This is a genomic window from Blautia sp. MCC270, from assembly GCF_018785605.1.
In the GTDB taxonomy this organism is placed as follows: domain Bacteria; phylum Bacillota; class Clostridia; order Lachnospirales; family Lachnospiraceae; genus Blautia_A; species Blautia_A fusiformis.
Genome location: NZ_WQQD01000026.1, coordinates 1 through 21,027, shown reverse-complemented (window position 1 = coordinate 21,027; position 21,027 = coordinate 1). Strand labels below are relative to the sequence as shown.

Annotated in this window: 18 protein-coding genes and 2 pseudogenes; 8 read left to right on the top strand and 12 right to left on the bottom strand. The window is 45.4% G+C overall.

The annotated features are described in order from the left end of the window. Positions 1–4: 4 nt before the first annotated feature. The 6 genes and pseudogenes from GPK58_RS07975 to GPK58_RS13330 all read right to left on the bottom strand — a co-directional run. Positions 5–868, bottom strand: a complete 864-nt coding sequence (locus GPK58_RS07975) for an ABC transporter permease (protein WP_015526545.1) — start codon at positions 866–868, stop codon at positions 5–7. Continuing rightward, the gene (locus GPK58_RS07970) at positions 865–1,935 is read right to left on the bottom strand and encodes an ABC transporter ATP-binding protein (protein WP_021651032.1); all 1,071 of its coding nucleotides are present in this window, start codon (positions 1,933–1,935) and stop codon (positions 865–867) included. The genes GPK58_RS07975 and GPK58_RS07970 overlap by 4 nt, the downstream gene beginning before the upstream one ends. 303 nt (positions 1,936–2,238) lie before the next feature. Beyond that, positions 2,239–2,958: a 16S rRNA (guanine(527)-N(7))-methyltransferase RsmG gene (gene rsmG, locus GPK58_RS07965; protein ID WP_059086520.1), complete on the bottom strand. Its 720-nt coding sequence runs from the start codon at positions 2,956–2,958 to the stop codon at positions 2,239–2,241. 45 nt (positions 2,959–3,003) lie between these two features. After that, positions 3,004–4,893: a tRNA uridine-5-carboxymethylaminomethyl(34) synthesis enzyme MnmG gene (gene mnmG / locus GPK58_RS07960; RefSeq protein ID WP_015526548.1), complete on the bottom strand. Its 1,890-nt coding sequence runs from the start codon at positions 4,891–4,893 to the stop codon at positions 3,004–3,006. A 639-nt stretch (positions 4,894–5,532) separates the two neighbouring features. Beyond that, entirely contained in the window at positions 5,533–6,909 is a 1,377-nt protein-coding gene (gene mnmE / locus GPK58_RS07955) for a tRNA uridine-5-carboxymethylaminomethyl(34) synthesis GTPase MnmE (RefSeq protein WP_173746273.1), read from the bottom strand. Positions 6,910–7,026: 117 nt separating this feature from the next. Then, positions 7,027–7,164 (bottom strand): annotated as a pseudogene (locus GPK58_RS13330) (DUF6783 domain-containing protein); the annotation flags it as partial. On the opposite strand from GPK58_RS13330, the pseudogene GPK58_RS13325 reads away from it, so the two are divergent. After that, positions 7,102–7,323, top strand: a pseudogene (locus GPK58_RS13325) (DUF6783 domain-containing protein). The pseudogenes GPK58_RS13330 and GPK58_RS13325 sit on opposite strands and share 63 nt — an antisense overlap. Positions 7,324–7,404: 81 nt before the next feature. Here the strand turns inward: GPK58_RS13325 and jag are convergent. From jag to GPK58_RS07925, 6 genes are all read right to left on the bottom strand, one after another. Further along, positions 7,405–8,412 carry an RNA-binding cell elongation regulator Jag/EloR gene (gene jag, locus GPK58_RS07950; protein ID WP_015526551.1) on the bottom strand — a complete coding sequence of 336 codons (1,008 nt, stop codon included), beginning with the start codon at positions 8,410–8,412 and terminating at the stop codon, positions 7,405–7,407. Positions 8,413–8,433: 21 nt separating this feature from the next. Next, entirely contained in the window at positions 8,434–9,750 is a 1,317-nt protein-coding gene (gene yidC, locus GPK58_RS07945) for a membrane protein insertase YidC (protein WP_330627223.1), read from the bottom strand. A gap of 140 nt (positions 9,751–9,890) precedes the next feature. Beyond that, on the bottom strand, positions 9,891–10,103 hold the full coding sequence (gene yidD / locus GPK58_RS07940) for a membrane protein insertion efficiency factor YidD (protein WP_015526553.1): 213 nt from the start codon (positions 10,101–10,103) through the stop codon (positions 9,891–9,893). Further along, positions 10,081–10,443, bottom strand: a complete 363-nt coding sequence (gene rnpA / locus GPK58_RS07935; protein ID WP_021650160.1) for a ribonuclease P protein component — start codon at positions 10,441–10,443, stop codon at positions 10,081–10,083. Before rnpA ends, yidD begins: the two co-directional genes overlap by 23 nt. A gap of 82 nt (positions 10,444–10,525) precedes the next feature. Next, positions 10,526–10,660, bottom strand: coding sequence for a 50S ribosomal protein L34 (rpmH, locus tag GPK58_RS07930; protein ID WP_005423866.1), 135 nt, complete (start codon positions 10,658–10,660; stop codon positions 10,526–10,528). Between the two features lie 205 nt (positions 10,661–10,865). Next, positions 10,866–11,111, bottom strand: coding sequence for a hypothetical protein (locus tag GPK58_RS07925; RefSeq protein ID WP_215638467.1), 246 nt, complete (start codon positions 11,109–11,111; stop codon positions 10,866–10,868). A gap of 121 nt (positions 11,112–11,232) precedes the next feature. Between GPK58_RS07925 and dnaA the strand changes: the two genes are divergently transcribed. From dnaA to GPK58_RS07890, 7 genes are all read left to right on the top strand, one after another. Next, positions 11,233–12,600, top strand: coding sequence for a chromosomal replication initiator protein DnaA (gene dnaA / locus GPK58_RS07920; RefSeq protein ID WP_015526555.1), 1,368 nt, complete (start codon positions 11,233–11,235; stop codon positions 12,598–12,600). 277 nt (positions 12,601–12,877) lie between these two features. Next, positions 12,878–13,993: a DNA polymerase III subunit beta gene (gene dnaN / locus GPK58_RS07915; RefSeq protein WP_092072383.1), complete on the top strand. Its 1,116-nt coding sequence runs from the start codon at positions 12,878–12,880 to the stop codon at positions 13,991–13,993. A 393-nt stretch (positions 13,994–14,386) separates the two neighbouring features. Continuing rightward, positions 14,387–14,593 (top strand): RNA-binding S4 domain-containing protein, encoded by a 207-nt coding sequence (locus GPK58_RS07910; protein ID WP_021650164.1) that lies wholly within the window; start codon positions 14,387–14,389, stop codon positions 14,591–14,593. Between the two features lie 4 nt (positions 14,594–14,597). Continuing rightward, positions 14,598–15,689, top strand: a complete 1,092-nt coding sequence (recF, locus tag GPK58_RS07905) for a DNA replication/repair protein RecF (protein WP_215638466.1) — start codon at positions 14,598–14,600, stop codon at positions 15,687–15,689. 55 nt (positions 15,690–15,744) lie between these two features. Continuing rightward, a complete protein-coding gene (locus GPK58_RS07900; RefSeq protein WP_215638465.1) occupies positions 15,745–18,648 on the top strand; it encodes a hypothetical protein in 2,904 nt (967 codons plus the stop codon). 27 nt (positions 18,649–18,675) lie between these two features. Further along, the gene (gene rsmA / locus GPK58_RS07895; RefSeq protein ID WP_015526558.1) at positions 18,676–19,551 is read left to right on the top strand and encodes a 16S rRNA (adenine(1518)-N(6)/adenine(1519)-N(6))-dimethyltransferase RsmA; all 876 of its coding nucleotides are present in this window, start codon (positions 18,676–18,678) and stop codon (positions 19,549–19,551) included. Positions 19,552–19,976: 425 nt separating this feature from the next. Further along, positions 19,977–20,444 (top strand): DUF1002 domain-containing protein, encoded by a 468-nt coding sequence (locus GPK58_RS07890; RefSeq protein WP_015526559.1) that lies wholly within the window; start codon positions 19,977–19,979, stop codon positions 20,442–20,444. Positions 20,445–21,027 lie beyond the last annotated feature (583 nt).

Below are 21,027 nucleotides of genomic sequence, written 5' to 3'. Positions count from 1 at the left end.
CCCCCTAGTTCCAGCGTCTCTTCTGAATGGACTGCATGGTAAGGAACAGGCAGATCGCAATAACAGAAATAAAATAAACGATTCCTGTCACGTCAAACACGCCTTTTGTAAAATTATCATAATGTCCGCTCAGGTTAAATACGTTCAGTACCTTCTGGATACCACCCTGGAAAATACTGGATTTTACAACGTATACGATCACAAGGGCAATCTCTCCCACAGCTCCGATCACTACAGAGATCAGGACATTTTTGATCATAGTATAAATGATGATCGCGATCGCCACGATCAGAAGTCCGAATGCCACTGCAGTTGACATGGAGGTCTGTGAAAAGAATGAGGAAATTCCGTTCATCATATAGAAGGCGAACAGGAATACAAACGTAAGTACTGCTGCAATTACCTGGCTTTCTGTAAGCGCTGACATAAATACACCGATCGCCAGATTCGCGCATCCCAGAAGGAAAAATCCCAGGATTCCGGTGTATGCGGAAGCATAGGAAATCGTTCCGAACTTACTCATGATCAGAGGATAAACGCACATGATCACGACCGGAATGGCAAACACAGCTACCAGTGCAAGATATTTTCCAAATACGATATCCCATACAGATACCGGTGCGGTCAGAAGAAGCTGATCCGTTTTCTGCTTGCGCTCTTCTGCAAGTACGCGCATGGAAAGGATCGGCACACCGATCAGGAACACAAAGGTCAGTGCACTTAAGGTAGTTTCAAATTTTGAATAGCCGCCTGAAAGCTGATATGCGGAAAAATAAATTCCGGTCAGCACCAGGACAAAAAATATGAAGAGATATCCAACCATGGAGGTCAGATAGCTTTTCAGTTCTCTTTTAAAAATCGCTGTCATGACTGATCCCCCTCTTTCTCATCAGAAGCCTTCTCTGGTTCCCCGTTTTTTTCTTCCTGAGTTTTTTCTTCTTCCGATGATCTGTCTTCTACCGGTTTCCACTGTGAGCTTTCCGGTTTTCCGGCGGATTTTTTCTCTCCTTCGGTAAGCTCAAGGAATACATCCTCAAGGGAAACTCTCTTAACCTGCATCTCGTAGATTGGACAGTTCGCTTTTGCCATAGCGTAGAAGACTTTTTCACGGATGTCCACATTTTCCTGAATGGAAAGTTTTGTTTTCCACAATTTTTCATCGCTGTCATAGGACATTTCCACTCCGGTTACGCCTTCGATCGTTTCCAGAGCTTTTCGAATCGTGTCTTTCTCGCCTTTTACCTTCATAAGGAGGCTGTTGGAGCCTGCTGCCAGACGTTCCAGATTATCCGGTGTATCGCTGGCTACCAGCTTTCCATGGGAAATGATCAGAACATAATCACACACTGCTCTTACCTCGGAAAGGATATGGGAGCTTAGGATAACCGTGTGCTTCTGCTTCAGGCCTTTGATCAGGTCACGGATCTCGATGATCTGCTTCGGGTCAAGTCCTACTGTCGGCTCATCCAGGATGATCACTTCAGGATATCCTAGGATTGCCTGTGCAAGACCCACTCTCTGGCGATAACCTTTGGAAAGGTTTTTGATCAGACGGTCTTTCATGTCTGTGATCTTTACCATATCCATGACTTCTTTTATCTGCTTGTCTTTTTGGTTTCTTGGGATTTTTTTCAGATCAGCCGCAAATTTCATGTACTCAAGAACAGTCATGTCAAAATAGAGCGGCGGCATTTCCGGCAGATAGCCGATACATTTCTTGGCTGCCTCCGGTTCCTCCAGAATATCATGACCATCGATCATCACTTTTCCTTCTGTGGAAGCAATGTATCCTGTGATCATGTTCATAGTTGTTGATTTTCCTGCACCGTTGGGGCCCAGGAATCCGTAAATTTTCCCCTTTTCGATCTGAAAGGAAAGATGGTCAACTGCAGTATGATCACCATACTTTTTGACCAGATTACTTACTTCGATCACTTTACTCTCCTCCTTTTATTCTCAGGGAAATACTTTTTTTAATTATCGATTTCCCATTTTATAAGATGCCAGAGGCAAAAGGTCCTGAAACTGAAGCCCTTGACTCTGGCGTCTTTTCAATACCAATAGAAAATGCCCCTGGATGAAACAGAGAATGGGGGAAATCCAGGGGCATCTCTATCGGATTATAGTGTAAAAGTAATTTGTGATAAAAGTAGGATAAATTTGTGATAATTTTGTGAAACTCCCGGACAAAAAAATCTCCTGTCGGACAGATTTTGACTTTGTTCGACAGGAGGTAACTTATGCCAGTGGCTCTCTGAGCGGTGTTCCGGCTTTTCTCGGATATTTGCCTGGGGTGTTCTTTACCTTCTCGATAATGACCAGGGAGCGGCCAATCTCAGATCCCGGAAGGTCAAAGTACTGAATATCCCTGATCTTTCCACCAAGGATCTTTACTGCTTTCTCTGCTGCTTCTGCTTCTTCCTTTACAGAACCGGATTTATAGGAGACAAAAAGCCCTCCGACTTTTACATACGGGAGACAGTATTCAGACAGGGTTGCAAGTCCGGATACTGCTCTGGATACGCAGAGATCATATTTTTCTCTGTAGGCTTTGTTTTTTGCATATTCTTCAGCTCTTCCGTGAATGGCGGAAATCCCCTCCAGGCCCAGGAGCGCAAAGGTTTCTTCCAGGAATTTTACTCTTTTATTGAGGGAGTCCAGAAGGCAGGCTTCCACCTCCGGGAAGGCGATCTTCAGGGGAACACCCGGGAATCCGGCGCCAGTTCCGATGTCCATAACGGTTTTTATCTTACCCATATCTACAGCCTTGACGCAGCAGAGGCTGTCCAGGAAATGTTTCACGAGAACCTCGTCAAATTCTGTGATACCGGTGAGGTTCATGACTTTGTTTTTTTCTACAAGATATTCGTAGAACCGGATAAACTGGTTTTTCTGCGTGTCACTGAGTGTGATTCCAAGCTCCTCGCAGCCTTTTTCCAGGATTTCTAAATTGTACATGCAGCTTCCTCTCTTATTTTCTGTGTTTTATTGTTATTCGTTGTATTATCCGTGTTTATGTCCGGATCTGCTTTCCAGATATACAAGAAGCACGGAAATGTCAGCCGGGGATACACCGGAGATACGGGACGCCTGGCCGATGGACACCGGTCTGTAGGCTTCCAGCTTCTGGCGTGCCTCAATGCGGAGGCTTCCTACATCTTCGTAATCAATGTCTTCCGGAAGCTTTTTCTGCTCCAGTTTCTTAAACTGCTCTACCTGCTTCATCTGGCGGCGGATGTAACCGTCATATTTGATGTTGATCTCTACCTGCTCACATACATCTTCCGGAAGCTCCGGTCTTTCTTTATCGATGGGTGCAAGCACCTTATAGTTAAGCTCCGGCCGACGGATCAGCTCTGCAATGGTGGTTCCGGATTTCAGAAGGGTACTGTTCAGAGATTCCAGAAGGCTCTGTACCTCTGCAGAACCACCTACGGTTGCATGTTCCACTCTCTCGATCTCTTCCTGGATCCGGCGCTCTTTTTCCTGTAATTTATGGTATGTCTCATCATCGATCAGGCCGACCTCCCAGCCTTTTTTGCGAAGACGAAGATCTGCGTTGTCCTGGCGGAGCAGCAGACGGTACTCAGCACGGCTTGTCATCATTCGGTACGGCTCATGGTTCTCCTTTGTTACCAGATCATCGATGAGAACGCCAATATATGCCTCTGAGCGGTCCAAAATCAGCTGTTCCCGGCCTTTTACCTCCATAGCTGCATTAATTCCCGCTATGAGGCCCTGAGCGGCTGCTTCCTCATATCCGGAGCTTCCGTTAAACTGTCCGCCGCTGAAAAGGCCTTTGATCTTTTTGAATTCCAGTGTGGGATAGAGCTGGCGCGGATTGATGCAGTCATACTCAATAGCGTAAGCATTTTTTACAATCCTAGCGTTCTCCAGACCCGGTACGGAATGGTACATCTCGTACTGAACATCCTCCGGCAGAGAGCTGGACATTCCGCCGATGTACATTTCATTTGTGTAAAGACCTTCCGGTTCGATAAATACCTGATGGCGTTTTTTGTCTGCAAAACGAACTACTTTATCCTCAATGGACGGACAGTAACGTGGTCCGGTTCCTTCGATCATTCCGGAATAAAGGGGGGATCTGTCCAGATTTGCACGGATGATCTCGTGTGTTTTTTCGTTTGTATAGGTCAGCCAGCAGGATTTCTGCTCGATCTGTACCGATTCCGGGTCTGTGGAAAAAGAGAACGGTACGACTCTTTCATCTCCGAACTGCTCTTCCATCTTAGAATAATCAATGGTGTTTCCGGCGATTCTGGCCGGAGTTCCTGTTTTGAAGCGGAACATTTCGATCCCCAGCTTTTTCAGGGAATCCGTAAGGTAATTGGCTGCCTGAAGGCCGTTCGGTCCTGTATAGTTGCTGACGTCGCCGTAAATGCAGCGGGCCTTGAGGTAGGTTCCTGTACAGAGGACTACAGCTTTTGCGTGGTAGGTGGCTCCTGAGAAGGTTTTTACACCGGTGATATGCCCGTCTTCTACCAGAAGCTCGGTCACTTCACCCTGGCGGATGGTTAAGTTCTCTGTATTTTCCAGTGTCTTTCTCATTTCTGTGCTGTAGGCCTGTTTATCGGCCTGTGCACGAAGGGAATGAACTGCAGGGCCTTTGGACTGGTTGAGCATTTTGGACTGGATAAAGGTTTTGTCTATGTTTTTACCCATTTCCCCACCGAGAGCATCCAGCTCACGGACGAGATGGCCTTTGGAGCTGCCGCCTACATTGGGGTTGCAGGGCATAAGGGCAATGCTGTCTACGCTGACTGTGAACATGACTGTGTTGAGCCCTAAGCGGGCGCATGCCAGTGATGCTTCGCAGCCTGCGTGGCCGGCGCCTACTACTATGATGTCGAAAAACTGTTCCAGATTTTTCATGCTTTTTCTCCTTTATTTTTTCTCTTATTTTTTCTCTTATTCTTTTTCTTTATTTTTCTTTGTGATTTTCTTTTTCTTTGTTTATTGTGTGGTTGGTTTTTGGTTTTATTTTTACTTTCTTGCTTGGCAGAAGGCCTGGTTTTTTTGCTTTGGGAAGCTGTGGAAAACCGCAAAGGGGCCGTAAAGCCACGGCCCCTCTGCACACCCCTCGGGCTTTTTTTTAGGAGTTCTTGGGTTGTAGTGTGTGATACGGTGTTGACTTTTGTCTGTATGCTTCGGTATTGGATGTGAAACGTTGTGCCGAGGGGGGTTGCAGTGGAACTGTAATGAGGTTCTCGACGTGCGATGCACGTCTGCGGGGTTATTCCTGCTTCCGTCTGCCATATTTCGGCTCAGTGTTGAATTGCCAGTACAGAAGCATACAGGTACAAGTTAGCATCTTTCAGCATTCCACAATCGCCGCACTATATAAAAAAGGCCCAGGGGTGTGCAGAGGGGCGCGGCCTTGTGCCCCTTTGCGGTTTTCTCACATTCCAATGTGATCTACCCTCTGCGGGCTTCCACAGTCTATGTGCCATACAGCAGGGAGCCGCAATCTATGCGACCATTCGGCCGGGGCCTCCGCAGCCCATGCGGTTATTATTTCCCCATACAAAATTTAGAAAATATCTCATTAACAAGGTCTTCCCCAAGTGATTCTCCCAGAATCCGTCCCAGACTTTCGTATGCATCTGTCAGGTCTATGGAATAAAAATCCTCCGGCATTCCGCTTTCTATGCTATTTTCTACCAGAGAAAGACTTTCCCGTGCTTTTAAAAGCTCCTGCCTGTGGCGTTCATTGGTGATGTAGACTTCATCATTGAAGTCAATCTCCCCACTGAAGAACATTTCCCGGATTTTTTCTTCCAGGTCTGTGATCCCGGTTTCTTCTTTTGCGGAGATTGGGATCACCGGCTGGTTTATTCTGCTCTTTAAATCCTCTATATCTATAGCAGATTCAAGATCTGTCTTGCTGTAGAGGACAATTGTCTTTTTCTCTTGCAAAATTTTTATGATTTCTTCGTCGTTTTCATCTAACGGTACGGAGGAATCTACGACATAGAGGATCAGATCTGCGTCTGCTGCCATTTCTTTGGCTTTGGATACGCCGATTTTCTCTACGATATCTTCTGTCTGGCGGATTCCGGCTGTGTCAGCGATCTTTAATGTGATCCCATGCAGGTTGATATACTCTTCCAGTACGTCTCTGGTGGTTCCTGCGATATCGGTCACGATGGCTCTGTCCTCTCCCAGAAGCAGGTTCAGCAGAGAAGATTTCCCTGCATTCGGCTTACCCAAGATCACGGTCCGGATACCTTCCTGTATGATCTTTCCGTCTCCGGCTGTTTTTAACAGGTTCTGTATTTTTTCTTTTTCTTCTGCTACGATCTGTTCTAATTCTTCCGAATATCCTGTCAGATCATAGTGCTCCGGATCGTCTAATGCCGATTCAATGTACGCTATATGGTACAGTAATTTTTCTCTGATCTGCTGTACGGTTTTTCGGACTGAACCTTTTAATTGTCCTACAGAATTCTTTAATGAGTACTCATTTTTGGACTGTATCACGTCCATAACGGCCTCCGCCTGGGAAAGATCGATCCTTCCATTGAGGAATGCACGCTTGGTAAATTCTCCCGGCTCGGCAATAATGGCTCCGTTTTTCAACACAGTTTCCAGTACCTTTTTCATGGCTAAAACGCCGCCGTGGCAGTCGATTTCTATGGTATCTTCTCCTGTGTATGTCCGTGGTCCGCGCATGGCCATGACCAGCACTTCGTCTACCATTTCTTCGTTATCATAAATATATCCATAATGGATGGTGTGGCTTGGGACGTTTTTCAGAGATTTTTTTCCACCCTTGGAACGGTATACTCCGGATGCGATCTCAAAAGCCTCCGGGCCACTGATCCTGACGATCCCGATTCCCGATGCGCTCATGGCTGTGGAAATCGCAGCAATCGTTGTCTCTTCCATTTTTCACTCTCCTTTGTCAAACGGATAAAAGCATTCGGATAAAAGCATCCGGTTAAACGCAAAAATGTTACTCCGGAAAAGCTTTTTACACGCAAAAAACACGTGTTATTCACGCTTTCACCTAGAATAACATCTTCTGTCAGTTTCCATATTTATAATGCTAGAGCGTGTTTGAAAAAGGCTTTCTGCAAGATGTGCGTCACAATTTGTGGGAGATTTTGTCCGGATGAAGGCGCCGTAGCGGGCTACGGCAACTGAATTCGGGCAAAATATACCGCAAAGTGGGGCGTGCAGATTGCGGGAATGATTTTTCAAATACGCTCTAATCTCTGCATTCCGGATGTCCGCTGCAGAAATATCTTTTGTTATTTGCTCTTCAATGATTATAAAGAATTGTTACGGAGATTGCAATGATAATTTTCAGTTCCATACAAAAAAGCCGTACCCACGGAGCTTACGCTCCGGGATACGGCTTATAGCTTTACCGGTGGATCATCAATTATTGCGTTTCAGTTTTACTACTACATGTCTGTAAGGTTCTTCTCCCTCACTGACTGTCTCTACATAGCGGTTGCCCTGCAGAGATGCATGGATGATCCTTCTTTCGTACGGATTCATCGGTTCCAGAACTACCGGTTTTCTGGTTTTCTTTACCTTGAAGGCGATTCCTCTTGCAAGGTTCTCCAGAGTTTCCTTACGACGGCGTCTGTAGTCCTCGGTATCGAGTTTTACACGAATGTAGGTAGACTCGCCTTTGTTTACCACAAGGCTTGTCAGATACTGAAGAGAATCCAGTGTCTGGCCTCTTTTTCCGATGAGGATACCCATATCCTCACCTTCAAAATCCACATCCAGAGAGCCGTCTGCAGTGTTGTATTTCGATGTGATCTCCACTTCTCCAAGATCCATGGAGCCGAATACGTCACGAAGAAATACGACTGCTCTCTCCTCAACCTCTCTGATCTTCTCCGGATCGCTGAGGATCTCTATCGGTCTGCCCTGCTTCGGAGCTCTCTCACGTGTTTCCTTCGGCTGACGCTCCTTTGGAGCTCTTGGCTGTTTCTCACGTGCAGGCTTTGCTTTGCCCTGGAAATCCCTTGCAGGTCTTTCCTTTGGTGCTGCTGCCTTTGCAGGTGCTTCTTCGGATGCCTTCTCCACCTGTACAGCTTCTTTCTTCACCGGCTTCTTCTCCTCTGCAGGAGCTGCTTTCGGTGCAGATTCTTTCTTTACATCCGGAGTAAAAGGCTTTTCTAATTTCTTCTCTTCTTTGATAGCGTCCAGTTTCACGGACTCTACCAGTTCATCGATCTCCTGCATATCAGAAACTGGCTCGATTCTGCGAACTTTGATCACGGCAGGTTTGCTGCCGATTCCGAAGAATCCGGAGCTGCCTTCACTGATAACCTGAATATCAAGCTGGTCACTGGAAGTTCCAAGCTCAAGACACGCTTTTGTGATAGCTTCATTCTTTGTTTTTGCTGAAAACTGAATGTAATCCTCCATTACGAACCCCTCCGTTCCTGATTATTTCTTCCTATTTCTCTCATCAAAGTCTCTTACGAGATTTGCTTTAGCTGTGATGCTGCCCGGTTTTGCACTTCTTGCCTTCTCATAAGCAGTATCAACCTTCTGTGCTCTGTCTGAAGCACCATTGTTTCCGCTGTTGCCCTTATTGATCACAGGTTTATTGATATTCTTGGCGGACTGATGAGCCTGATTGGTGATCTTCTGCGGCGGAAGTCCTTCCTTCGCACGCTTCGCTTCGATCTTCTTCATATTCTCATTAACCAGATCATCAATGTTCATCTTATCAAGATGACGATTGATCGCAAACTGCTGGGCACTTCGAACGACAGCACTGGCGATCCAGTAGATACCAAGACCAACCGGGAATGTAAAACAGAAGAATGCAGACATCAGAGGCATGACCATGTTCATGGTTTTCATGGAGTTTGCCATTGCGCTGGCCTGATCATTTCCGTCTGCCGGCTGTGTTGCAGCCTGTGGCATAAGCTTCAGGTTCAGCATCTGAGTTGCCCACGCAAGAACCGGGATCAGAAGTGCTACGATCGCAAGTAACAGAGAACCATGATTTTTGAAGAATTCCATGATATAGTACAGCGGCTGGTCTGCGATATTCAGTCCACAGAAGCCCTGCATCTTGGAAATATTGCCGGATGCTTTTGTGATCGCATCAGAAAATCCTGAAAACTGATTCATCTGTGCCAGCTCTTTCCACTGGGAAGGAGAAAGTGCATACAGAAAATCAACAATCGAGTTACTTGTAGCATTTCCGGCACTGTCCATAACGAGACGCACTCGTGTCATGGAATGGTCTGTGATAAACTGCTGCAGGATATCTGTGTATCCGTTTACAGCTAGCAGGTTGTCAACTACACCAGTAAAAATGTTCTTTACACTTCCAACGTAAGCAGGAATCCGGTAGATAACCTGATACAGAGCAAACAGAATAGGCATCTGAATGGCTAACTGTACACAGCTACCGGTTGGAGAAACACCATATTTCTGATAAACAGCCTGGGTTTCTTCGTTCATTTTCATCATGGAAGCCTGATCCTTTTTACCCTGATATTTCTTCTGGATCTTCTGGATCTCAGGCTGCATGATCGCGCTTAACTTGGAGAATTTCTGCTGCTTGATCTGCAGCGGTGTCATAAAGGCAAAGATAAGAATACTGAAGATAATGATACAAAGACCAATGTTCTGGATTCCGAACAGGCCGTCAAGCATCTTATATATGCCATCCATGATCCATCCCATCACAGACGCGATCTGTCCGATAATAGGAGTTCCGGTTTTTGTTGCTAAAAACAGTTCCAAATTCATTTCCTCCTAGACTTCTTATTCAATTGTAAAAGTCCGGTAACTATTCATTCGTCCACTAACTGCGGAGGTACTGAACAGTTACAAATTCCGATAACTGCTCTGCCCGGGAAAAGGCTGAACAGTCACAAAATAATTCATGGCACAGGGTCATAGCCTCCATGGGAAAAAGGATTGCATCGCAATATCCTCCATGCCGCAAGAAGACTGCCCTTAAATGCGCCATATTTTTCGATTGCTTCCAAACCATATTGAGAACATGTGGGAATATAAGGACATTTCGTTCTCTTCATCGGCGATATATATTTTTGATAGAGCCTTATCATCTTAATCAGAAATTTCTTTATCATGTTCATTCCCTGTTATATGATGCTTTCTTGCAAGATGCAGAAAAGCACTCTCGATCTCGTGAAAGCTCTTGCCCTTGGCTGCGGCTCTCGCTACTACTACAATATCAAGGTTACTGTCAAAATCTGTTTCGTTGAGACGATAGCTTTCTCTGATCAATCTGGTGAGTCTGTGGCGAACCACACTGTTCCCTACTTTTTTGCTTACTGATATTCCCAGACGATTCTTCATGTGCTGATTCTTCAGCACGTACATCACCAGAAGCCGATTTGCGTACGATGTTCCGTTCTGATATACAACTTTAAAATCTTGATTTTTCTTTAAGGACTCTGATCTGATCAAACGAATCCTCCTTAATTAGATTCCGCCTGCGCGGATATTTCTCCGGATAGAAGAAAAGACCACATAAATGCGGTCTTGCAGCTTATGCTGATAACTGTTTTCTTCCTTTTAATCTTCTTGCAGCTAATACTTTACGTCCGCCCTTTGTGCTCATGCGAGCTCTGAAGCCGTGAACTTTAGCTCTGGATCTCTTTTTTGGCTGAAATGTCATCTTCATAGGTAAAGCACCTCCTTTATCTATTTTTAATTGTTATGAAATAACTTATCATTCAGAACATCGTTTCAATTATATAAATAAACCTCCTTTTCGTCAAGTAAAAATTGCAAAAAACCCGATAAAATCAAGGGTTCTATAAAATACCCCCACCTTACGGTATTTATTTTTTTCTCTTATGTGGAAAGCGCTTATGGTTTACGTAACATTATCCACATTTTGTGGATAACTTGTGGATAACTTGTGGATTGACCGGAAATCTATCCACTTTTTCGGAGGGTTTGTTCACATCGTTTTTAAAAAAACCCTTTATTTGCGGTATTTTTAAGGTGGATTTTTTTATACACATAATTCTTCCACATTTTCCACCAATTCTCGACTTATGGAAACCTCCAGGACTCTTATCCACAATAATCCACCCTAATCCACAGTAATTTCCCCACATTATCCACATTCTTTTCCCCAAAATCTCAAGGATTTTCCATTGCGAAAACCCCATTTTCATTGTAATATATAAAAGGATATCTATCTCCAGTCGCAGACTGGGGTTATTATAATACTCATGGGAGGAAAAAATGGACGCTGTTATTGAAAAATGGGAGGAGATCCTACAAACTGTCAAATCTGAATATGAGGTGACTGATGTCCCTTTTAATACCTGGCTCAAGCCGCTGAAAGTTTATGAGGTTGACGGAAAGCTGATAACAGTGGTTGTTCCCTCTGAACAGGCAGCGATCGGAGTCAATTACATCAGTAAACGCTACAAAATACCCCTCCAGGTTACTATCTGTGTGCTGACAGGCATGGAAGAATGCGAGGTTCGCTTCGTTCTGGAAAAAGATCTCCCCAAAAAAACAGAAAAAAACACTTCTTATGATAAACAGGTTCAGGATACACGTTACGAAGAGGCGCATTTAAATCCAAAATACACCTTCGACACCTTCGTTGTAGGAAGTAATAACAAATTCGCCCAGGCCGCAGCTCTTGCAGTTGCCGAATCACCGGGAGATACCTACAATCCACTGTTTATCTATGGCGGAGCCGGTCTTGGTAAGACGCATCTTATGCATTCCATCGCTCATTTCATTCTGGAACACGACGAAAACAGCCGTGTTTTGTATGTAACCAGTGAGGAATTTACCAACGAGCTGATCGAAACCATCCGAAACGGAAATAACACGGCAATGAGCAAATTCCGTGAAAAATACAGAAATATCGACGTTCTTCTTGTCGATGATATTCAGTTTATTATAGGAAAAGAATCCACACAGGAGGAATTTTTCCATACATTTAACAGTCTTCACAGTGCCAAAAAGCAGATCATCATATCCTCTGATAAACCACCGAAGGATATGGAAATCCTGGAAGAGCGCTTCCGTTCCCGGTTCGAGTGGGGTCTGATCGCAGATATCACGCTGCCTGATTACGAAACCCGAATGGCGATCCTTCATAAAAATGAAGAAATGAACGGCTACAACATCAGTGAAGATGTTATCAAATATATCGCTACCAATATCAAATCCAATATCCGTGAGCTGGAAGGTGCCTTCAACAAGGTCATGGCCGGAGCCAAGCTTGAGAAAAAGGAAGTAACTCTGGAGCTGGCAGAGCAGGCACTAAAGGATATTATTTCTCCGGATGAGAAAAAAGTGATCACACCGGAATACATCATCTCCGTTGTTGCAGAGCATTACGGAGTCACACCTGCGGACTTAAGCGGAAACAAACGAAACTCCAAGATCGTCATGCCCCGCCAGGTTTCCATGTATCTCTGCCGTGAGATCATATCCACACCTTTGAAAAATATCGGAAAAGCGCTCGGAAACCGTGACCATACCACCGTTATGCACGGTATCGAAAAGATCGAAAACGAATTGCAGAACGACGATAACTTAAAAAATACCATTGATATATTGAAAAAGAAGATTAATCCACAAGGTTAGGGAAGTTTTCCACATTACTGGTGTATAACGTGTTGATTGTATGTGGAGAGATGTGTACAACTTTTTTGCCAAAACGCGGCGGTAATTTTATCCCCGGGTTATTCACATGCGAAAATACCACTTTTACACAAAGTTATCCCAACGGAAAACCCCTGAAAACATCAGGCCTGCGGGAGTTTTTCACAAAATCTGGCCCCCTACGGCGGTTACTGCGGATTTTTTCTATAAATATATTTATAAAAACCACAAATTGTTCAGAAAGGGAGTTATACACACTATGAAAATCATCTGCTCCAAATCAAGTCTGTTAAAAAGTGTAAGTATCGCACTCAAAGCAGTTCCATCAAAAACCACAATGCCAATCCTGGAATGTATTCTCATGGATGCAACCACAAACCAGATCAAATTTACCACCAATGATATGGAGCTGGGAATTGAAACCATCGTTGAGGGTACTATTGAAGAAAAAGGTAAAGTTGCTCTTGATGCAAAAATCTTCTATGAAATCATCAGACGACTTCCGGATAATGATGTTACCATTAAGACCGATGATAAATATGCAGCAACCATTACCTGTGAAAAAGCAAAATTCAATATCCCTGGAAAATCAGGAGAAGATTTTGCTTATTTACCGATGATCGAGAAGGATGAACCGCTGACGATCTCTCAGTACACACTGAAAGAAATGATCCGCCAGACTATTTTTTCGATTGCTGTAAATGAAAACAATAAGCTTATGACCGGTGAACTTTTTGAGATCAAAAATAACTGTCTGAAGGTAGTTTCTCTGGACGGACATCGTATCTCTATCCGAAAAATGCCCCTTAAGAAAGATTATTCTGACCGTAAGGTGGTAGTTCCGGGCAAAACTTTAAGCGAGGTCAGCAAGATCCTTTCCGGAGAAGTGGATGATCAGGTCAGCATTTACTTTACAAAAAACCATATTTTATTTGAATTTGATCAGACTATGGTAGTTTCCAGACTGATCGAGGGAGAATATTTCAGAATTGACCAGATGCTTTCCAGTGATTATGAGACAAAACTGAAGATCAACAAAAAAGAGTTCCTGGATTGTATCGACCGTGCCACACTTCTGGTACGTGAGGTTGATAAAAAACCGATCATCATCAACATCACAGACGATGATATGGAGCTGCGCATTGATTCTGCAATGGGTTCCATGAATGAAGAGATCGATATTGAAAAAGAGGGTAAGGATATCATGATCGGCTTCAACCCGAAATTCCTGATCGATGCGCTTCGTGTTATTGATGATGAAACCGTGACGATCTATCTTGTAAATCCGAAGGCCCCGTGCTTTATCCGTGACGATGAGGAGAACTATACTTACCTGATCCTTCCTGTAAACATCAACCAGAATCAGGCCAGATAAAACCTGGGAAATATAAGGAATAAGGGACAAGAGATGTACGCAGCAGCTTCGGGAATGTGAGTGTACGTGTGAGACGCACATGCTTGAAGCTGTGAACAGAATTGAGCTCGGCAGTCAGGATATGTAAGTGTCCGTAGGGCACGTACAGCCTGACGGCAGATATCAGGATTGATATAAACGGATACACTAAAAATGTGTGACCGTTTTTGACCGATTGTGCATGGGGATGCGATCGTGTTCTGAGAATTGTTTCATGCGTAAACTGCTGGAAGGGGGTATTTAAAATACCACCTTCCGGTGAAATTTGTATTTTGGGGGATTTTAAATACCGCCAGGAGATCAGAAAAGCTCGACCTGACAGAGAAAATACCCCGGAGATAAGAGGAGAAAAAATTGGAGATCAGAATTAAAGACGAATTTATCAAGCTTGGTCAGGCGCTGAAGCTGGCCGGTGTTGTGGAGGACGGCGTTGAGGCGAAATATGCCATCAATGATGGTCTGGTATTGGTGAACGGTGAGGTGGAGAACCGCCGTGGCCGCAAGATCCATCCTGGAGATACCATTTCCTACGATGGAAAAGATATTTATGTGATCGGGTGAAGGAATGTACATTGAATCCATCAGACTGAATAATTTCAGGAATTATGAGTCGCTGGAGATGAATTTTGATCAGGGCACCAATATTCTCTACGGCGACAATGCCCAGGGAAAGACCAATATCCTGGAGGCGGTTTATCTGGCAGGTACCAGCAAATCCCACAAGGGAAGCAAGGACCGGGAGATGATCCGCTTTGAGAATGAGGAATCCCATATCCGAATGATGGTGAAGAAGGGCGATCTTTCATACAAAATAGACATGCACCTCCGGAAAAACAAAGCAAAGGGAGTTGCCATCAACGGGCTGCCGATCCGCAAGGCAAGGGAGCTGCTGGGGGTGGTGAATCTGGTGTTTTTTTCTCCGGAGGATCTTAATATTATCAAGAATGGACCGGGAGAGAGAAGACGTTTTCTGGATTCGGAGCTTTGTCAGCTGGATGGTGTTTATATCACGGAGCTGGCCGGCTACAATCACATCGTGAACCAGAGAAACCGTCTTCTCAAAGACTGTTATATGAACCCCGGGCTGAAAGGTACCCTGGATGTCTGGGATATGCAGATGGTTGATTACGGAAAGAAGATCATCGGGAAGCGGGAAGCCTTTGTGGAGGAGCTTAACGAGATCGCAAGGGGGCTTCATAAAGGTCTTACCGGCGGGATCGAGGAGCTGGAGATCCTGTACGAGCCAAGTGTGACGGCGACGGAGTTTGAGGATAAGCTTTCCAGGAACCGGGAGCGGGATCTTCGGATGAAGCTGACCTCCGTGGGACCGCACAGAGATGATTTCTGCGTAAAGGTCAACGGGATCGACATCCGGAGGTATGGTTCCCAGGGGCAGCAGAGGACTGCGGCCCTTTCCCTGAAGCTTTCGGAGATCTATCTGGTGAAGAAAAAGATCCGGGATACACCGGTGCTTCTGCTGGATGATGTTCTTTCGGAGCTGGATAGCAGCAGGCAGACATATCTGCTGGAAAGCATCCACGATATACAGACTCTGATCACCTGTACAGGACTGGATGATTTTGTCAGCCATCAGTTCAAGATCAACAGGGTTTTTCAGGTGGTAAAGGGGCATGTTTATATGCCTAAAGGGTTTTGACAAGCCCGTATGCATATGGTAAACTGATTCTGATTATGGAAAGTTGGTGAATATTTTGGATAAAGAGGAGTTTCGCGTTAAGCTGGGACAGATCAATAAGCTGGTCGAGACCCAGGATTACAAAGGCGCCATGCAGATTGTGGACAGCATTGACTGGCGTCGTGTGAAAAACGTCCGTACCCTTTGTGTAGTGGGCGAGATCTACGCGGCCAACAAGCGCTATGAAGAGAGCAAGGAAATTTTTCTTCTTGCCTACCACAGAGCGCCGATCGGCAAGAACATACTTTACCGTCTGATCGAGGTTTCCCTGAAAATGGGACAGATCAGTGAAGCCACAGAATTCTTTGATGAATACAGAGAAGTGGCAGGTAATGATAACAGCCAGTATATACTGAAATATAAGATCGCCAGAGCGAAGAATGCATCTCTGAATGAACAGATCCGTATTCTTGAGGAATATAAGGAGAAGGAATTTACGGAGCGCTGGTCCTATGAGCTGGCCAAGCTCTATTACAAGGCAGGAGACAAGCAGAAGTGCCTGGATCTCTGCAATGAGATGATCCTTTGGTTCAATGACGGAACTTATGTGATGAAGGCCCTTGACCTGAAACAGCGGATGGGTGTTCTCACTGGCGAAGAGAAAGAGAAATACGAACAGCGTTTTATCCCGAAGCTGATCCCGCCGGAAAAGGCGCAGGAGATCAGGGAGAGCAAGGAAGCATCCGGCGAGTATGAGGAGGCAAAACCGGTCACAGATACTATCCAGGTAGATGATGAGCGAGATCTGAACAGTGCGGAGACATTCCAGGAGAAGCTTTCCAAGGGATTCCGTGATATCTTTGGCGGACATAAGAAATCTGCGGAAGAGGATATGGAGGAAAAAGAAGCTGCGCAGGATGAAGAGCAGGATGAGGTTTCCACAGGCTCTGAGGATGTGACGGAACAGGCGGAAGCGCCGGAGGCTGAGACTGCTGCGGCAGCAGAACCGTCAGAGGAGTTTACAGATTCTGAGGAGATCGAAGCAGCAGAAGGAAGTGAGGAAGCTTCGGATGAGCCTTCTGAAGAGCAGGAAGAGTTTTCCGGACAGGAAGCGGATGAGATCCCGCTGGCATCCGGTGTTGAGAACCTGTCATCCGGAAGTATGAAGCTGCAGGCTCAGGAACAGCAGGATAAAGAGGAAGAAGAGACTTATCAGGAAGCGGAAGAAGCTGAGGCTGAGAAAGCTACAGAGATGTCTTTGTCCCAGAGTGTTGCAGAGATCATGAAGGAGAAGGCTGCCGGAAATGAGGAAAGTGAGGAGAAGCCTGCAGGGGTTCCGCTCAATGAGGAAGGCAAGCCTGATTTTTCCGCAACGATCCGTATGCCGGAGCTGAAGATCCCGAAGTCCATGATCAATGTGGACCCGGAGAATGCAAGCAGTTCCGCGGAGATCCCGGATGCGTCCGGAATTTTCGGAAATATCGAGGATATTGCGGCATCTGTAGGTGACAGGTCCGGGAAGGATAAAGATAAGGATTTCAACCTGGAGGATACTATTCTGGCAGCAGCTACACAGCAGGGAATCGATATCCCGGAGGAAGAGAAATCTCCGGATGTCCAGCAGTCTGACGTAACGGAAGAGCCGGCAGGTATTGAGGATCTGGATATTGCGGCTGATGAATTTGTTCCGGAGGAGCCGGATGCGGCAGATATCGAGGATATCATGGCGCAGATCTCCGCTCAGCAGGAGGAAGAGGTAACGGAGACTTCCGATACCAGACTTCCGGATATCGTATTTGATGAAGATGAGGAGCCGGTTACTGAGGAGGATCTTCAGGCTGCAGAAGCAGAGTTTCTGAATGGTCCGTCAGGAGTACAGAAGTCGGTGGAAGAAGAGGATGTGCTTCCGGAGATTCCTTCACTGGAATCTGAGGAGCAGGTGCAGAAGGCGGCAGCAGAGCCTTCTGCAAAGCTTCATCATGAGGAACCGGTGGCTGCAGCGGAAGAGGAAAATCTTCTTGATGAGGAAGAAGAATACAGTGATGACGCCTTTGAATTCCAGGAAGAGGATGACGAGGATGAGGATGACTTTATCAGCAGTCTCATCGGTGATGATTCTGATGAAGCCATGGAAGAGGACGATGAGGAAGAGGAGCTCAGCGAGGAAGAGCAGCTTGAGAAATTTATCGCTACGATCCATCCGGAAAAGGATCCTACAAAGATCGTTTCCAGAAAGAAAGAGCTCACAGATGAAGAGAAACAGCTTTTCACCTATTTTGTTACAGTTCCCGGAATGAAGGAACAGCTGCTTGATGTACTCTGCGATGTGCAGATGGGCGCAGCAGACAAGACCTCCCAGACCGGAAATGTGATCGTTATGGGTGGCAGAGAAACAGGTAAGACGAGACTGATCTCAAGTCTGATCCCGGCAATCTGTAAAGAGCTGAATATCGAGGCTTCCAAGGTTGCCTATATATTTGCGGATGATCTCAACGGAAAGGATATTCCGGAGATCGTATCCAAGCTTGCCGGCGGTTTCCTTGTTATCGAGGATGCAAACCAGCTTTCCCAGGAAACAGCAGATGAGCTTGAGGAAGCTATGACCGGAAACACAAAGGGAATGATCGTGATCCTGGAGGATGAAAAGATCGGTATGCGTAAGCTGATCGCAAGATATCCGAAGCTTGCGAAGAAGTTTACATCCATGATCAACATTCCTGTATTTACAAACGATGAACTTGTTAATTTCGCCAAGGTCTATACCATGGAGAATGGATTCCGTATCGACCAGATGGGCATGCTTGCTCTGTATAATCTGATCGGGATCAACCAGAAGGAGGATCAGCCGATGTGTATCGGTACTGTGAAGACCATGCTGGATAAGGCTATGGAGAGAGCTCAGAGCGGATTGTTCAAGCGTTCCAAGAAGCGTGTGGACCGTGATGGCTACACGGTACTTTTTGAAAAGGATTTCAGCTGAAAATAAGAAAAAGCAGAGGTAAAAAATATGGCCAGACCTTATCTTGGTAACCCGAAATATACCATTGAAGTCCTTCAAAAGTATCATTTTGTTTTCCAGAAAAGGTTTGGTCAGAATTTTCTGATCGACGAGCATGTTCTGGAAAAGATCATTGAGTCTTCGGGTATCACGAAGGATGATTTTATACTGGAGATCGGTCCGGGTATCGGAACTATGACCCAGTATCTTGCGGAGGCTGCCAGAGAGGTGGCTGCTGTGGAGATCGATAGTTCGCTGATCCCGATCCTTAAGGATACGTTGAAGGACTGGGATAATGTTTCCGTGATCAATAACGATATCCTGAAAACGGATATCAAAAAGATCGCAGATGAGAAAAACGGCGGTAAGCCTGTGAAGGTGGTTGCGAATCTGCCGTATTACATTACGACTCCGATCATCATGGGGCTTTTTGAGAAGAATGTTCCTGTGGATTCGATCACTGTCATGGTGCAGAAGGAGGTTGCAGACCGTATGCAGGTTGGTCCCGGTACCAAGGATTACGGTGCGCTTTCCCTGGCTGTGCAGTATTATGCGAAGCCGGAGATCGTTGCGAATGTACCGCCGAACTGTTTTATGCCGCGGCCGAAGGTTGGAAGTGCGGTGATCAAGCTGACGCGTTATGAGAAGCCGCCGGTGGATGTGAAGGATGAGGGGCTTATGTTCCGTCTGATCCGTGCATCTTTTAACCAGAGGAGAAAGACGCTTGTGAACGGGATCAGAAATTCCGGAGATTTTTCCCTGAGTAAGGAGGAAATCGAGGATGTGTTCAACAGGTGTGATCTTCCGCTGAATATCAGGGGTGAGGCGCTGACACTGGAGCAGTTTGCGATGCTTGCCAACTGTATTTATGATGAGAAAAATTAATATATGATAAACGCAAAAAGAGCCCGGGCAGCTGTTCCGGGTTCTTTTTGCGTTTCCGGACGGGAATGTTGGAGAGGTTTCCTGTCCGGACCTATATATTTGTTATAGAAAGGAGGTTATGTCTGAAGCGTCAGACATAAGTAAGTAATGAAAAATTTACATTTTTTATTTTACTGATGAGATGTTAGGAAAGTTTGTTTAAAATATGAAAATATTGTGAATATATTTTTTGCGATATACATAAAGTCTGAATGGTGTGGGTGAGAATGGGGAAAATTACGGTTTACAGAGGGGTGGGGGTGTGTGGTATACTGAGGGGCGTCGAAAAGGTAATGATGAGGTAATAAAAAGGCAGTAAAAGATAGTTAAAAATAGTAAAAGGCAATTTTTGATAAGGGCTGGTGCCCGTATGGAGGTTGAATATTATGAGAAGATTGAACAAGGTTACAGCTTTGGTTATTGCGGGTGTTATTTCATGTACATCTCCGATGATGGTTATGGCGTCTGATTCTGGTTCTGTTATGAGTCAGGCGGAGGAGATCCTGAAGGATAATGAGGTTGGGTCTCTTGCTTCTGATCCGGATAAGGTTGGGGATATCATTGTTTATGTGAAGGGGCTTTTTGATTCTAACCAGATCACGGATGATGAGATTTCTCAGGGAATCGATGAGGCTGCGGATCATTTTGGGGTGAGTCTTAATGAGGATGATAAGAGTTCGCTGGTTAATATTATCAGTAAGTTCCGTGGGATCGAGATGAGTGATGATCAGATCAAGGGGTATGTGAGTGATGCTTATAGTACTTTGAAGGATATGGGTGTTACGAAGTCTGATGTGAAGAATATTTTTGAGAAGGCGATTGAGTTTATTAAGGGGATGCTTTCACGGCGGTGATGGTTTGTGATGGCTGGTGTTTTTGATGATGTTTTAGATGGAGTTTGAGTTAGAGGGTGAGGGTTGTGGCTCTTTTGTTGGGGTTGTTGTTGGTTTGTTTGGTTGAGATGTACAATATGTACAATGTTTAGGGTTTGGGTTTTGTTTGTGAATGTGGTGTTTTTATAAATTGTGGGAGGGTGTTTTGAAAAAAATTGTGCAAATGCGCTAATTGTTTACGAGATGTTCATTGTTTGTTCATATTTGTCTGGTAGTATAGGGATAGTTCGAAAGAACGTTACGAAAGACGCTGTAATGGTGTGTATCTGTATCATTACACATACAATTTTTTTCATAATAATCGCCCCGGTAAGCCACTACCGGGGCACTCCTCGTTTTTGGGCCTTTTTTGGGCTCTTTTTTTTGTGGGTGGGGATGGATGGAGGGAGGGACGGACGGACTGCCGGAGGGGCGGCTGCATGGTCGTACCTGGTGCGGTCGTTTCACCGGGTCATACTAAGCGCCTGAGTCTTCTGCCGTGCAGGGCGCCCCATAACTCGCCATGTACGCTGATGCGTACCTGGCTCAGACAGATGGGGCTTAC